At 59.5% G+C, this 13,980-nt stretch carries 13 protein-coding genes and 2 tRNA genes; 1 reads left to right on the top strand and 14 read right to left on the bottom strand.

The genetic code is table 11. The features are described from left to right. Positions 1–50 precede the first annotated feature (50 nt). The 9 genes from rimP to rlmE form a co-directional block, all read right to left on the bottom strand. The gene (gene rimP / locus PVV54_RS03355; protein WP_274908593.1) at positions 51–509 is read right to left on the bottom strand and encodes a ribosome maturation factor RimP; all 459 of its coding nucleotides are present in this window, start codon (positions 507–509) and stop codon (positions 51–53) included. Between the two features lie 130 nt (positions 510–639). Then, positions 640–716, bottom strand: a tRNA-Met gene (locus PVV54_RS03350). A 100-nt stretch (positions 717–816) separates the two neighbouring features. Then, positions 817–902: transfer RNA gene (locus tag PVV54_RS03345), tRNA-Leu, on the bottom strand. A gap of 21 nt (positions 903–923) precedes the next feature. Further along, a complete protein-coding gene (gene secG / locus PVV54_RS03340; RefSeq protein WP_274908592.1) occupies positions 924–1,319 on the bottom strand; it encodes a preprotein translocase subunit SecG in 396 nt (131 codons plus the stop codon). Between the two features lie 4 nt (positions 1,320–1,323). Continuing rightward, a complete protein-coding gene (tpiA, locus tag PVV54_RS03335) occupies positions 1,324–2,079 on the bottom strand; it encodes a triose-phosphate isomerase (RefSeq protein WP_274908591.1) in 756 nt (251 codons plus the stop codon). 66 nt (positions 2,080–2,145) lie between these two features. Continuing rightward, on the bottom strand, positions 2,146–3,486 hold the full coding sequence (glmM, locus tag PVV54_RS03330) for a phosphoglucosamine mutase (RefSeq protein WP_274908590.1): 1,341 nt from the start codon (positions 3,484–3,486) through the stop codon (positions 2,146–2,148). Between the two features lie 16 nt (positions 3,487–3,502). Further along, positions 3,503–4,354 carry a dihydropteroate synthase gene (gene folP / locus PVV54_RS03325; RefSeq protein ID WP_274908589.1) on the bottom strand — a complete coding sequence of 284 codons (852 nt, stop codon included), beginning with the start codon at positions 4,352–4,354 and terminating at the stop codon, positions 3,503–3,505. Positions 4,355–4,362: 8 nt separating this feature from the next. Next, complete coding sequence (ftsH, locus tag PVV54_RS03320) at positions 4,363–6,267, bottom strand: ATP-dependent zinc metalloprotease FtsH (RefSeq protein ID WP_274908588.1); 1,905 nt, start codon at positions 6,265–6,267, stop codon at positions 4,363–4,365. 203 nt (positions 6,268–6,470) lie between these two features. Further along, positions 6,471–7,097, bottom strand: a complete 627-nt coding sequence (rlmE, locus tag PVV54_RS03315) for a 23S rRNA (uridine(2552)-2'-O)-methyltransferase RlmE (RefSeq protein ID WP_274908587.1) — start codon at positions 7,095–7,097, stop codon at positions 6,471–6,473. Positions 7,098–7,199: 102 nt separating this feature from the next. Between rlmE and yhbY the strand changes: the two genes are divergently transcribed. Beyond that, entirely contained in the window at positions 7,200–7,508 is a 309-nt protein-coding gene (gene yhbY / locus PVV54_RS03310) for a ribosome assembly RNA-binding protein YhbY (protein ID WP_003249945.1), read from the top strand. A 12-nt stretch (positions 7,509–7,520) separates the two neighbouring features. Here the strand turns inward: yhbY and PVV54_RS03305 are convergent, their stop codons facing one another. From PVV54_RS03305 to dapB, 5 genes are all read right to left on the bottom strand, one after another. After that, the gene (locus PVV54_RS03305) at positions 7,521–7,970 is read right to left on the bottom strand and encodes a hypothetical protein (RefSeq protein WP_012053750.1); all 450 of its coding nucleotides are present in this window, start codon (positions 7,968–7,970) and stop codon (positions 7,521–7,523) included. Then, complete coding sequence (gene greA / locus PVV54_RS03300) at positions 7,948–8,430, bottom strand: transcription elongation factor GreA (RefSeq protein ID WP_189654514.1); 483 nt, start codon at positions 8,428–8,430, stop codon at positions 7,948–7,950. Before greA ends, PVV54_RS03305 begins: the two co-directional genes overlap by 23 nt. Next, positions 8,427–11,648, bottom strand: coding sequence for a carbamoyl-phosphate synthase large subunit (gene carB, locus PVV54_RS03295; protein ID WP_274908586.1), 3,222 nt, complete (start codon positions 11,646–11,648; stop codon positions 8,427–8,429). Before carB ends, greA begins: the two co-directional genes overlap by 4 nt. A 106-nt stretch (positions 11,649–11,754) precedes the next feature. Further along, a complete protein-coding gene (gene carA / locus PVV54_RS03290) occupies positions 11,755–12,891 on the bottom strand; it encodes a glutamine-hydrolyzing carbamoyl-phosphate synthase small subunit (RefSeq protein ID WP_274908585.1) in 1,137 nt (378 codons plus the stop codon). Positions 12,892–13,164: 273 nt separating this feature from the next. Beyond that, complete coding sequence (gene dapB, locus PVV54_RS03285; RefSeq protein ID WP_274908584.1) at positions 13,165–13,968, bottom strand: 4-hydroxy-tetrahydrodipicolinate reductase; 804 nt, start codon at positions 13,966–13,968, stop codon at positions 13,165–13,167. Positions 13,969–13,980 lie beyond the last annotated feature (12 nt).

The following is a 13,980-nucleotide window of genomic DNA, read 5'->3' as shown; positions in this document are numbered from 1 at the left end:
CGCCTTGCGCAAGCCATTGGGCCCGGAAAGTCCGCCGGGCCCGGCACGTCTCAGTCAAAACTGGGAATAATATTGGCCTTGTCGATCGAGTCGATCGGCAACAGGTACTCGTTGTTGTCCACCTGGACCACAACATCCTGCTCCTCCACACCGCGGAGAAGGCCCTGGAAGTTACGACGACCGTCGAAGGGCGTACGCAGCTTGATCTTCACTTGTTCGCCGGCATGCGAGGCAAACTGTTCCAGAGTGAACAGTGGGCGATCCATGCCTGGAGAGGACACCTCAAGGGTATATTCACTGCTGATCGGATCTTCTACGTCGAGGATGGCACTGGCCTGACGGCTGACCGCTTCGCAGTCCTCCACCAGAATGCCGCCTTCCTTGTCGATGTAGATACGCAGGACTGAATGCTTACCCTGGGATACGTATTCGATCCCCCAGCACTGATAACCCAGGCCCTCGACAACCGGGGCCAACAAGGCCTGCAACTGTTCTAGCTTGCTCGACACCTGAACCCCCTCGTGCATGCTGTGCAAATAAAAAATGGGCGAAGCGCCCATCCCTGAAAGCGCCGTTGGACAACGACGCCGTAAACTGTTCGGCTAGCAAAAAGCCCCTGAAAAGGGGCTCTGCTGAAGCTGGTTGCGGGGGCTGGATTTGAACCAACGACCTTCGGGTTATGAGCCCGACGAGCTACCAAGCTGCTCCACCCCGCGACAAAGCTGGGGCGAAAGTATAAGACTGAACCCTGCTGAGGGTCAAATCCGAACCTTCACCTGCGAGAAAGCCCGCTAATGCGGGCTCTCAAGCTTTAATTGGTACCGAGAAGGGGACTCGAACCCCTACACCCTATGGGCACAACCACCTCAAGGTTGCGTGTCTACCAATTCCACCACCTCGGCAATACTACTACTTGAAACCCGTTACTTCTGCTCTTCAGATGGAGGAGGAACATCACCAGCATTGGTAGTGTTGCTCTTCTGTTCTTGGAGCACCGGTACATCATCATTAACTGCCGGCTTTTGCTGCTCTTTCACTTCCAGTACTGCTGGATCCGGGAGACCCGCCTGGCTCAGCTGGTGAGCTTGTTGCTTCGCGAAGTATCCTAACCCAAGTGCTGTCAAAAAGAAAGTGGCAGCGAGTATAGCAGTCAATTTACTCAGGAAGGTTGCAGAGCCTTGGCTTCCGAACACAGTATTAGAAGCACCTGCGCCGAAAGATGCACCTGCTTCCGCACCTTTACCCTGTTGCAACAGCACCAGCACTACTAGCGAGAGCGCTGCCAACAGATGAAAAACAACGATAACTGTTTCCAGCATTTGTTCAGTTTCCTGCGGCGCGACAAATTGCACCGAATTCGTCTGCGTTCAGGGACGCTCCACCAATGAGCCCCCCATCGATATCCGGCATGCCGAACAGCTCAGCCGCATTGGCTGCCTTCACGCTGCCGCCGTAGAGAAGCTGCACGCTTGCGGCAACTTCGGCGTCTTCGGCCGCCAACTGAGCACGGATGGCAGCATGCACATCCTGAGCTTGTTGCGGTGAAGCCGTCAAACCTGTGCCAATCGCCCAAACAGGCTCATAGGCAATTACTGCATTGGCAAAAGCCTTAACACCGAACGCGTCGATGATACTGCTTAGTTGACGCCCGACAACTTCCAGCGTCTTGCCCGCCTCACGCTCTTCGAGAGTTTCCCCTACGCAGAGCACCGGCATTAAACCACTAGTTTGAGCAGCTGCAAACTTGTCTTTCAACACTTCCTCGGTTTCACCAATAATCTGGCGACGCTCGGAGTGCCCAATCAGCACAAACTTGCAACCTGCTTCAACCAACTGACTCGGTGAAACTTCCCCGGTCAGCGCGCCCTGTTCGGGCTTTACAGCTGAATTCTGTGCGCCTACGGTAATGCCCTTGCCTGCCAGCCCATCAACTACTTGATTGATGAACAAAGCCGGCGGGAACACCGCGACTTCCACTCCGCTCGGCAAGGCCAGATTACTCAAGCCTTCGGTCAGCTCAGCGACGCTGGCGCGGGAACCGTGCATCTTCCAGTTACCAGCTACCATGGGGCGACGCATGCTTTACCTCAACGGTCAAAGTGGGCGCAGATCTTACCCAACCCGATCTGCGCTGGCAAGCCTCTTTCAGGCACAAACTTCGCCGACCAGCTTGGCCAAGGCTTCGGCGTGGGTGCGCACCTGATTTTCATCATCGCCTTCCACCATTACCCGCACCAATGGCTCGGTACCGGACTTGCGCAGCAGCACACGCCCACGACCAGCCATGTCCTCGGTTGCCTTGGCACTGGCAGCCTTCACTTCAGGGTGCTCAAGAGGGTCGACACCGCCACCCGCGAAGCGCACGTTGATCAACACTTGCGGGCACTTACGCAGGGCTTGACGGGCCTGGGCCAGGGTTTCACCGCGGCGCTTGAGCGCCATCAGCACCTGCAGTGCTGCGATGATGGCGTCCCCTGTAGTGGTGTGGTTGCAGCACACAACATGCCCCGAGTTCTCGCCACCTACCAACCAGTCACGCTCCAGCAACTCGGCCATGACGTAGCGGTCGCCTACCTTGGCGCGCACGAACGGGATATCCAGATCCTTGAGTGCAAGTTCAAGCCCAAGGTTGCTCATCAGCGTGCCTACCACGCCGCCTTGCAACTTGCCCCGCTCCTGCAGGTCCCGGGCAATGATGAAGAGCAATTCGTCGCCATCAACGATGGCGCCAGTGTGATCAACCATCAGCACACGATCGCCATCGCCGTCGAAGGCTATGCCCAGGTCGGCATGGCCGATCAGCACCGCGGCTTGCAGCGATTCGATATGGGTCGAACCGCAGTTTTCGTTGATGTTCAGGCCATCAGGCTGCGCATGCAGCACGGTTACATCGGCCCCCAGCTCGCGGAACACACTGGGTGCGACCTTGTAGGTTGCACCGTGGGCACAGTCGACCACCAGTTTGAGGCCTTCGAAGCTGGTGCTGCTTGGCACGCTACTTTTGCAGAACTCAATGTAGCGGCCAGCGGCATCATTGATGCGGGAAACCTTACCCAGCTTGCTGGAATCGACCACCGTCATGGGCTGATCCAGCAGCTCTTCGATCATCAGCTCGACTTCATCGGGCAGTTTGGTGCCCTGCCCCGAGAAAAACTTGATGCCGTTGTCATCATGCGGGTTGTGCGAGGCACTGATCACGATGCCAGCTTCGGCATGGAAGGTACGAGTGAGGTAAGCAATGGCAGGTGTTGGCATCGGCCCAAGCAACATCACATCCGCCCCGGCGGCAGAAAGGCCGGCCTCAAGGGCAGATTCGAACATATAGCCCGAGATACGCGTGTCCTTGCCAACCAGTACGCGGCAGTTACCCTGCTTGCGGAACGCCATGCCCGCCGCCCAGCCCAGCTTCAGCATGAAGTCCGGCGTGATCGGGTATTCGCCGACGCGGCCACGAATGCCGTCGGTACCAAAGTATTTTCTGCTCATAGGAACTCCAGTGTTCTTATTCGGCGTTCTGCACTGCAGCGATCATGCGCACCACATCAACGGTTTCGGCCACATCATGGACACGCAGGATGCTGGCCCCCTTGGTCATGGCCAATGCCGCCAGCGCAAGGCTGCCATACAGCCGCTCGCCGACCGGGCGATCCAGCGTCAGGCCGATCATGCTTTTGCGTGAAACGCCCACCAGCAGCGGGCGCCCGAGGCGATAGAGCGCCTCCATGTGTTTGAACAGGCTGAGGTTGTGCGCCAAGGTCTTGGCGAAGCCGAAGCCTGGGTCAAGAATGATGCGGTCAGCGTCGATCCCGGCAGCCGCGCATGCAGCCATCCGCTGTTCAAGATAGCGCGTAACATCGGCTGTCACATCCTGATAATGCGGATCGTCCTGCATGTTCCCCGGCTCGCCGCGCATGTGCATCAAGCACACAGGCAACCCGGTATCTGCCGCAGCATCCAGAGCGCCATCGCGCTCCAGTGCCCGCACATCGTTGATCAGCCCGGCGCCGAGGCGCGCCGACTCACGGATCACGGCAGGCGTGGAGGTATCGACGGAGATCACCACATCGAGCCGGCTGTTGATGGCTTCCACCATCGGCGCCACGCGCTCCAGCTCTTCGGTAACCGACACCGCACGCGCACCAGGGCGAGTCGACTCGCCACCGATGTCGATCAGCGTAGCGCCAGCCGCCACCATCGCTTCTGCGTGACGCAACGCTTCATCACGCTGATTGAAGCGCCCGCCATCTGAGAAGGAATCGGGAGTGATGTTGAGAATACCCATGACATGGGTGCGGGATAAATCAAGAACCCGGTTGCCACAAGGCAACCGGGTTGGGTACAGCTGTGAGCTCATAACTGCCCTTAGTGTTGAGCCGCCGGGCCGCCGATCGGCGATTCCGGGCGGTCGCCCTGAGTCGCGGAGCCACCCGTAGCCGAGTCGTCATCCCAGTCGCGCGGTTCGCGCGGGGTACGGCCGGCCATGATATCGTCGATCTGGTCGGCGTCGATGGTTTCGTACTTCATCAGCGCTTCGGCCATGGCATCCAGCTTGTCGCGGTTGTCGGTCAGCAGCTGCTGGGCCGTCGCATAGCACTGGTCGATGATGCTGCGCACTTCGGAGTCGATCAGCTTGGCGGTTTCACCCGAAACGCTGGCGTGTTGGCTACCTGCACTGCGGCCGAGGAAGACTTCACCCTCTTCTTCCGCATACATCAGCGGGCCCAGCTTTTCGGACAGGCCCCACTTGGTCACCATGTTCCGCGCAATCTGGCTGGCACGCATGATGTCGTTGGAAGCACCGGTGGTGACGCCATCGAAGCCCAGGGTCATCTCTTCAGCGATACGGCCGCCATACAGCGAGCAGATCTGGCTGTTCAGTGCACGCTTGGAAAGGCTGTAACGGTCTTCTTCCGGCAGGAACATGGTCACGCCCAAGGCGCGGCCGCGCGGAATGATCGACACTTTGTAGACCGGGTCATGCTCCGGCACCAGCCGACCAACGATAGCGTGGCCAGCCTCGTGATAAGCAGTGTTCTGCTTCTCTTTTTCGGACATGACCATGGTCTTGCGCTCTGCGCCCATCATGATCTTGTCTTTTGCCAGTTCGAACTCTTTCATTTCGACCAGGCGCTTGTTGGCACGCGCGGCGAACAGCGAGGCTTCGTTGACCAGGTTGGCCAGGTCGGCACCGGAGAAACCTGGGGTACCACGAGCAATGACTGCCGGATTGACGTTTTCGCCAATTGGAACCTTGCGCATGTGGACTTTAAGGATTTGCTCGCGGCCACGGATATCCGGCAAGCCGACCACCACCTGGCGGTCGAAACGACCGGGGCGCAGCAGCGCCGGGTCAAGCACGTCCGGGCGGTTGGTAGCCGCGATGACGATGATGCCATCGTTCATCTCGAAACCGTCCATCTCTACCAGCAACTGGTTGAGGGTTTGCTCACGCTCATCGTGACCGCCGCCCATGCCAGCGCCACGGTGGCGACCAACGGCGTCGATCTCGTCGATGAAGATGATGCAAGGTGCGTGTTTCTTGGCCTGTTCGAACATGTCACGAACACGGCTGGCACCCACGCCGACGAACATTTCGACGAAGTCGGAACCGGAGATGGTGAAGAACGGTACTTTCGCTTCACCGGCGATGGCCTTGGCCAGCAGGGTCTTACCGGTACCGGGTGGGCCAACCATCAGCACACCGCGCGGAATACGGCCACCCAGGCGCTGGAACTTGCCCGGATCGCGCAGAAACTCGACCAGCTCACCCACTTCTTCCTTGGCCTCATCGCAACCCGCGACGTCAGCCAGGGTGGTCTTGACCTGATCTTCAGACAGCAGGCGCGCCTTGCTCTTGCCGAAGCTCATCGGCCCGCCCTTGCCGCCTGCACCACCTTGCATCTGGCGCATGAAGAACATGAACACGGCAATGATCACCAGGATCGGGAAGCTCGCCACCAGCAACTGAGTCCAGATGCTCTGCTGCTCAGGCTGCTTGCCTTCGATGATCACGTGGTTGTCGACCAGGTCGCCGATCAGGCCGTTGTCGGTAATGGCCGGGCGCACGGTCTTGAAGTTGTCGCCATCGGCGCGCTTGCCGGTAATGATGTAGCCGTCGACGGTCACACGCTCGACCTTGCCATCCTTCACTTGCTGGATGAAGTCGGAGTAGTTGAGGGTCTGCGGCTCGTTAGGGCTGGAGAAGTTGTTCATCACTGTCACCAGGACAGCCGCGATGATCAACCACAGGATCAGATTCTTTGCCATGTCGTTCAATTCGCTACCCTCTGAGGCCGGCGCACGACGCAGCCGTGCCTCGCATGATATTCATCGCCCTAACTTACTACATTACCCACGCATCCGCAGGCACCGTCTGTAACCCTTTGTGAAACCTAGACTACACGAAGTTCGGACGATCCTGACGTAGTGGCCGATTGGAATTAACTATCGGCCACCCCGTTTCACGCCTTTCATGCCCCCTTGAAACCCCTGCCAAGCAGGTACTGCTCGCGGGAACGGTCCCGCGACGAAGAGGGCTTGCGCATCTGCACCTTGTCGAACTTGCTGCGCACGTCCTTCAGGTACACGTCAAAACCTTCGCCCTGGAAAATCTTGATCAGGAAGTCACCGCCGGGCTTGAGCACGCGGGACGCCAGATCGAGGGCCAGCTCGCAGAGGAACATGGCACGCGGTATGTCCACCGCGGGCGTACCACTCATATTGGGGGCCATGTCGGAAATCACAAGGTCTACGTGCGAATCACCGACCGCCTCGAGAATTCGCTGCAGCACTTCATCATGGGTGAAGTCACCCTGGATGAAGGTCACATCGGCGATAGAGTCCATTTCCAGGATGTCGGAGGCAATCAACCGGCCTTGGCCACCAATCAGACGACTGGTCACCTGCGACCAACCACCAGGGGCCGCGCCAAGGTCGATCACGCTCATGCCCGGGCGGATCAGTTTGTCCCTTTCCTGAATCTCCAGCAGTTTGTAGCTCGCGCGCGAACGGTAGCCGTCCTTCTGCGCCTGCTTCACAAAAGGATCGTTAAAATGCTCTCGCAGCCAGTTTGCGCTGCTTTTGGAACGTTGTACCACGGGGCACCTCGATGATATGCGTCGTGATTGACTGGGCGGAGCCGGTGGCCCTCGGGTAAAATGCCGGTCAATTTTACAGAATCAGACGGAAAGGGTCAGATTATGCCGCTCAATAACGAGCAGAAGAAGCAATACAAGTCCATTGGTCATGACCTGAAGCCGGTCCTGATCGTTGCTGGCAACGGTTTGAATGAAGGCGTCATCGCCGAACTGGAACGCGCGCTCGTCGACCATGAACTGATCAAGGTCGAAATTCGCTCGGAAGACCGCGAAGAACGCGCCGAAACCATTGCCGAACTGTGCAAGGCTGGCCGTGCCGAGCTGGTGCAGACCATCGGCAAGAAAGCCCTGATCTACCGCAAGAACCCACAGCCGAACAAGCAGCTGTCCAACATCCACCGTTACAAGTAACGGTAGCTCCGGTCAGTGGCGCGGCGAACGCGCCCTGACCGGGACCGGTTGGGCCACCAGCACGATGCCGGAGAAGCCCAGCACCAGGAAGCAGAACATCTGCCACCGCTCGCCTACAGAAATGCCATAGCGCAACGTGTAATACCCTACGCAGGCACCGAAGCCGAGCAACAGCATCTGGCCACGAAACTGCCGCCACCAGGCCGCCAGGCCGTCCACCCTCGCCAGCACAGCCAGCTGGGTCAACAAGCCAAGTAACGCCACGCCGATCAACCAGCGGTCGATCTGCCCGGCGATATCCTGCACTAGCAGCGGCGCCAGGCCACTGACCTTGAGCGCAGGCACCAGCCCCACGTGGAACACCCACAAGCCGCCAACCCAGAACACCTGGGCCAGCTGCCAGAGGATCCCTTCAAGGGATGGCGCCCGCAGGCGCCGGTCAGATGTGCTTGACTTCGACAATCTCGTACTCGACCGTGCCACTAGGCGTCTTGACGACGACAATATCACCTTCTTCCTTGCCGATGATGGCACGGGCAATCGGCGCGCCTGCCGAGAGCTTACCCTTCTTGATGTCGGCCTCATCCTCACCAACGATCTGGTAAGTCACCTGATCACCCGTTTCGGTGTTTTCCAGGTCCACGGTGGTGCCGAAGATGACCTTCCCTGTATGGGCAATGGTCGTCACGTCAATCACCACCGAGTTCTGCAGGCGGCCTTCGATGTCGCGGATACGCGCCTCAACCATACCCTGCTCCTCACGGGCGGCATGGTATTCGGCGTTTTCCTTGAGGTCACCCAGCTCACGCGCTTCACCAATCGCCTGGCTCAGGCGCGGGCGCTCGGTCTTGCTCAGGAACAGGTGCTCCTCTTCCAGGGCGCGAGCGCCCTGAACGGTCATCGGGTATTTGGTAATACTCATGCTTTCAATCCTGCATGCAGATCTTGCAGGCGACGAACGGTCTTTTCTGGACCAAATTTCAGCGCCTCGCAGATGGCTTCACCGGCCGCAATAGTGGTAGTGCAGTAAATTTTGTGCTGCAGCGCATTGCGACGAATCGAGTAGGAATCAGCGATCGATTGGCGGCCTTCAGTGGTGTTGATGATCAAGGACACTTCGTCGTTCTTGATCATGTCGACCACATGCGGGCGACCTTCGGTCACTTTGTTCACACGGCGCACCTTCAGGCCAGCCGCCTCGATCACTTTGGCGGTGCCCGCAGTAGCGACCACTTCGAAGCCCAGGGCGATCAAGTCGCGAGCGACACCTGCCACTTGTGGCTTGTCGTCGTCACGCACACTGATGAAGGCAGTACCGCCAGTCGGCAGCACTTCGCTGGCACCCATCTGGGCTTTGGCAAAGGCTTCACCGAAGCTGTCACCAACACCCATGACTTCACCGGTCGATTTCATCTCAGGGCCGAGGATCGGGTCAACCCCTGGGAACTTGGCGAACGGGAAGACGGCTTCCTTGACGCTGTAGAAGTTCGGGATGATTTCCTGAGTGAAGCCCAATTCTTTCAGCGTCTTACCAGCCATGACGCGTGCAGCGATCATTGCCAGCGAAGTGCCAATGCACTTGGACACGAACGGCACGGTACGCGAAGCACGCGGGTTGACTTCGATCACGTAGATCTTGTCGCCCTGCAAGGCCAGCTGAACGTTCATCAGGCCGACCACGCCCAGTTCCAGGGCCATTTTCTTGACCTGAACGCGGACTTCGTCCTGCACTTCCTTGCTCAGCGAGTAAGGTGGCAGCGAGCACGCGGAGTCACCGGAGTGAACGCCGGCCTGTTCGATGTGCTGCATGATCGCGCCGATTACCACGTCGGTACCGTCGCACACCGCATCCACGTCCATCTCGATGGCGCAGTTGAGGAAGTGGTCGAGCAGCACCGGGCTGTCGTTGGACACTTGCACCGCTTCGCGCAGGTAGCGCTTGAGTTCGTCCAGCTCGTAGACGATTTCCATGGCGCGACCACCCAGTACGTACGACGGGCGCACGACCAGCGGGTAACCAATGCCGCCAGCGGCGCTGATGGCTTCTTCTTCGCTGCGCACGGTGGCGTTTGGCGGCTGCAGCAGGTTCAGGCGCTGAACCATCTGCTGGAAACGCTCACGGTCTTCTGCACGGTCGATGGCATCCGGGCTGGTACCGATGATCGGCACGCCAGCTTCTTCCAGGGCACGGGCCAGCTTCAGCGGGGTCTGGCCGCCATAGTGGACGATGACGCCTTTCGGCTTCTCGACGCGGCAGACTTCCAGCACGTCTTCCAGGGTCAGCGGCTCGAAGTACAGGCGGTCGGAAGTGTCGTAGTCGGTGGAGACGGTTTCCGGGTTGCAGTTGACCATGATGGTCTCGTACCCGTCTTCACGCAGTGCCAGGGCTGCGTGTACGCAGCAGTAGTCGAATTCGATACCCTGGCCGATACGGTTCGGGCCACCACCCAGGATCATGATCTTGTCGCGGGTCGACGGGTTGGCCTCGCACTCTTCCTCATAGGTGGAGTACAGGTAGGCGGTGTCGGTGGCGAACTCGGCGGCGCAGGTGTCAACGCGCTTGTAAACCGGGAACACTTCCAGCTTGTGGCGGTGGCGGCGCAGGTTCTTGTCGGTAATGCCGAGCAGCTTGGCCAGGCGCTGGTCCGAGAAGCCCTTGCGCTTGAGGCGCAGCATGTAGTCCTTGTCGATGGCCGACAGGGCGAGGGTCTTGACCTTCTCCTCTTCCTTGATCAGATCTTCCATCTGCACCAGGAACCACAGGTCGATGCCGGTCAGCTCGAAGATTTCTTCGATGGTCATGCCGGAACGCATGGCGTCGGCGACGTACCAGATACGCTCTGCACCTGGCACGGTCAGTTCGCGCTTGAGAATGCTGGCGGCTTCCGGGCTGGCCAGGTCGACTTTCGGGTCCAGGCCACAGGCACCGACTTCCAGGCCGCGCAGGGCTTTCTGCAAGGATTCCTGGAAGGTGCGGCCGATGGCCATGACTTCGCCCACGGATTTCATCTGGGTGGTCAGGCGGGCGTCGGCTTTCGGGAATTTCTCGAAGGCAAAGCGTGGCAGCTTGGTGACGACGTAGTCGATCGACGGCTCGAAGGAAGCCGGAGTGCGGCCGCCAGTGATGTCGTTCTGCAGCTCATCGAGGGTGTAACCAATGGCCAGCTTGGCGGCGATCTTGGCGATCGGGAAGCCGGTTGCCTTGGAAGCCAGGGCGGACGAACGCGATACACGCGGGTTCATCTCGATGACGACCATACGGCCAGTGTTCGGGCAAATACCGAACTGCACGTTGGAACCGCCGGTTTCCACACCGATTTCACGCAGCACCGCCAGCGAGGCGTTGCGCATGATCTGATATTCCTTGTCGGTCAGGGTCTGCGCCGGGGCTACAGTGATCGAGTCGCCGGTGTGCACACCCATCGGGTCGAAGTTCTCGATCGAGCAGACGATGATGCAGTTGTCCTTTTTGTCGCGGACCACTTCCATCTCGTACTCTTTCCAGCCGATCAGGGATTCGTCGATCAGCAGCTCTTTGGTCGGCGACAGGTCCAGACCGCGGGTGCAGATTTCTTCGAACTCTTCACGGTTGTAGGCGATGCCGCCACCGGTACCACCCATGGTGAACGATGGGCGGATGATGCATGGGAAGCCGAGCTTCTCCAGCACCGCATTGGCCTCTTCCATGCTGTGGGCGATACCCGAACGCGGGCACTCAAGGCCGATGTCCTTCATGGCCTTGTCGAAGCGCGAACGGTCTTCAGCCTTGTCGATGGTATCGGCGTTGGCACCGATCATCTCTACGCCGAACTTCTCCAGAACGCCGTGGCGCTCCAGGTCCAGGGCGCAGTTCAGTGCGGTCTGGCCACCCATGGTCGGCAGCACCGCGTCCGGGCGCTCCTTCTCGATGATCTTGGCCACCGACTGCCACTTGATCGGCTCGATGTAGGTGGCGTCGGCCATGGCCGGGTCGGTCATGATGGTGGCCGGGTTGGAGTTCACCAGGATGACGCGGAAACCTTCCTCGCGCAGGGCTTTACAAGCCTGGGCGCCGGAGTAGTCGAATTCGCAGGCCTGGCCGATCACGATCGGGCCAGCGCCGAGAATCAGGATGCTTTTAATGTCTGTACGTTTTGGCATGGTTGTCACTCAAATCCGCGGGTCAGTCGGCAAGCCGCTTTGAACAATCTGGGTCAGGCGCTTCCGGGCGCGGCAACAGCCGCCCCGGGGCCTTGATGCAGGATGCTCAGCGGCGCTTGGCCATGGCATCGGTGAAACGATCGAACAGTGGCGCGACGTCAGTCGGGCCTGGGCTCGCTTCAGGGTGGCCCTGGAAGCTGAACGCGCTCTTGTCGGTGCGCTCGATACCCTGCAGGGTGCCGTCGAACAGCGACTTGTGGATGGCGCGGACATTGCCCGGCAGGGTGGCTTCGTCAACGGCAAAGCCGTGGTTCTGGCTGGTGATCATGACCACGCCGGTGTCCAGGTCCTGAACCGGGTGGTTGGCACCGTGGTGGCCATGGCCCATTTTCACGGTTTTGGCGCCGGAGGCCAGGGCCAGCAGCTGGTGACCGAGGCAGATGCCGAACACCGGAATCTCGGTTTCCAGGATTTCCTTGATGGCCTGAATGGCATAGTCGCAAGGCTCGGGATCACCAGGGCCGTTGGACAGGAACACGCCGTCCGGATTCAGTGCCAGTACTTCGCTGGCCGGGGTCTGGGCAGGCACCACGGTCACGCGGCAGCCGCGGGCGACCAGCATGCGCAGGATGTTCAGCTTGACGCCGTAGTCGAACGCAACCACGTGGTACGGCAGGTCGGCAGCATCGATGGTCGGGTGGCTGTCGGTTTTCAGCTCCCACACGCTGGAGCGCCACTCGTAGCGTTCTTTGGTGGAAACGACCTTGGCCAGATCCATGCCCTTCAGACCCGGGAATGCACGGGCTGCGGCGATGGCGGCTTCTTCGCTGATGTTGTCACCGGCGAGGATGCAACCATTCTGGGCGCCCTTCTCACGCAGGATACGGGTCAGGCGGCGGGTGTCGATGCCAGCGATGGCAACGACGTTGTTGGCCTTCAGGTAATCAGGCAGCGACTGGGTGTTACGCCAGTTGCTGGCCAGCAGCGGCAGGTCGCGAATGACCAGGCCAGCGGACCAGACACGGTTCGACTCGGCGTCTTCCGGCGTGGTGCCGGTGTTGCCGATGTGCGGGTAGGTCAGGGTAACGATTTGCTGCGAATAGGAAGGATCAGTAAGGATTTCCTGGTAGCCGGTCATAGCAGTGTTGAACACCACCTCACCAACGGTCTGGCCGTCGGCACCAATGGCTTCACCGCGGAAAATACTGCCATCGGCAAGGGCGAGTATGGCTGGCTTTGTCAAGAAGACCTCCCGTAAATCAAGCATGAAAGGGCGATCGCAGGTTGCAAAAAAGCGGAGTGACGTATGGACACGTCACCCCGCTTTCATGTGCTGAATTCAATTCGCTGCGCGCTTTTAGTGGACACACTAAAGCTGTAGCTTACAGAAAAGTGCGTTTTAGGTCTACCGCATATGTGTCTCTAATACACATGATTGCGACAGACCGACCTCTAAGGCACCGCACACCCCCTGTAGGAGCGGCCTCGCCGGGGCGCCGCTCCCACAAAAAGCAGGTTAGCGCAGCTCGAGCACGTCCTGCATGTCGTACAGGCCAGGCTCGCGCCCATCCAGCCACTGCGCAGCACGCACCGCACCTTTGGCGAACGTCATGCGGCTGGAAGCCTTGTGAGTGATTTCCAGGCGCTCGCCTTCAGCGGCAAACAGCACGGTATGGTCACCTACAACATCGCCAGCACGGACAGTGGCGAAGCCGATGGTCTTGCAATCGCGCGCGCCAGTCTGGCCCTCACGACCATACACGGCCACCTCCTGCAGGTTACGACCCAGCGCATTGGCAACCACCTCACCCATGCGCAGCGCGGTACCCGACGGAGCATCGACTTTATGCCGGTGGTGCGCTTCGATGATCTCGATATCGACATCATCACCCAGCACCCGCGCCGCCATGTCCAGGAGCTTGAGGCTGAGGTTGACACCAACACTGAAGTTGGCAGCAAACACGATCGGAATGTCCTTGCCCGCCTCGACCAGCAACTGCTTTTCTTCAACGGTGAAACCGGTAGTGCCGATCACCATCGCCTTGCCGTGCTTGCGGCAGAACGCCAGGTTCTTCAGCGTCACTGACGGATGAGTGAAGTCGATCAGCACATCAAACTCGTCAACAACCTTCGCCAGGTCATCGGACAGCAACACACCGATCCGGCCAAGGGCCGCCAACTCACCTGCATCAGCGCCAACCAGCGAGCTGTCCGGGCGATCGATTGCCGCCGTCAGCCCGGCACCCGGGGTTTGCTGCACAGCCTCGACGAGGGTCTTGCCCATCCGCCCTGCTGCGCCCATCACTGCAATACGTCGCATAGCCTGTTCCTT

It is taken from the genome of Pseudomonas sp. PSKL.D1 (assembly GCF_028898945.1).
Taxonomy (GTDB): Bacteria; Pseudomonadota; Gammaproteobacteria; order Pseudomonadales; family Pseudomonadaceae; genus Aquipseudomonas.
Note: the sequence above shows the minus strand (reverse complement) of the source record. Positions and strands in the feature narration are given on the sequence as shown.

What these genes read in the sequence shown, in the direction of transcription:
- secG (WP_274908592.1), bottom strand. Translation starts at nt 1,319, where the DNA reads ATGCTGGAAACAGTTATCGTTGTTTTTCATCTGTTGGCAGCGCTCTCG.
- tpiA (WP_274908591.1), bottom strand. Translation starts at nt 2,079, where the DNA reads ATGCGTCGCCCCATGGTAGCTGGTAACTGGAAGATGCACGGTTCCCGC.
- glmM (WP_274908590.1), bottom strand. Translation starts at nt 3,486, where the DNA reads ATGAGCAGAAAATACTTTGGTACCGACGGCATTCGTGGCCGCGTCGGC.
- folP (WP_274908589.1), bottom strand. Translation starts at nt 4,354, where the DNA reads ATGAGCTCACAGCTGTACCCAACCCGGTTGCCTTGTGGCAACCGGGTT.
- ftsH (WP_274908588.1), bottom strand. Translation starts at nt 6,267, where the DNA reads ATGGCAAAGAATCTGATCCTGTGGTTGATCATCGCGGCTGTCCTGGTG.
- yhbY (WP_003249945.1), top strand. Translation starts at nt 7,200, where the DNA reads ATGCCGCTCAATAACGAGCAGAAGAAGCAATACAAGTCCATTGGTCAT.
- greA (WP_189654514.1), bottom strand. Translation starts at nt 8,430, where the DNA reads ATGAGTATTACCAAATACCCGATGACCGTTCAGGGCGCTCGCGCCCTG.
- carB (WP_274908586.1), bottom strand. Translation starts at nt 11,648, where the DNA reads ATGCCAAAACGTACAGACATTAAAAGCATCCTGATTCTCGGCGCTGGC.
- dapB (WP_274908584.1), bottom strand. Translation starts at nt 13,968, where the DNA reads ATGCGACGTATTGCAGTGATGGGCGCAGCAGGGCGGATGGGCAAGACC.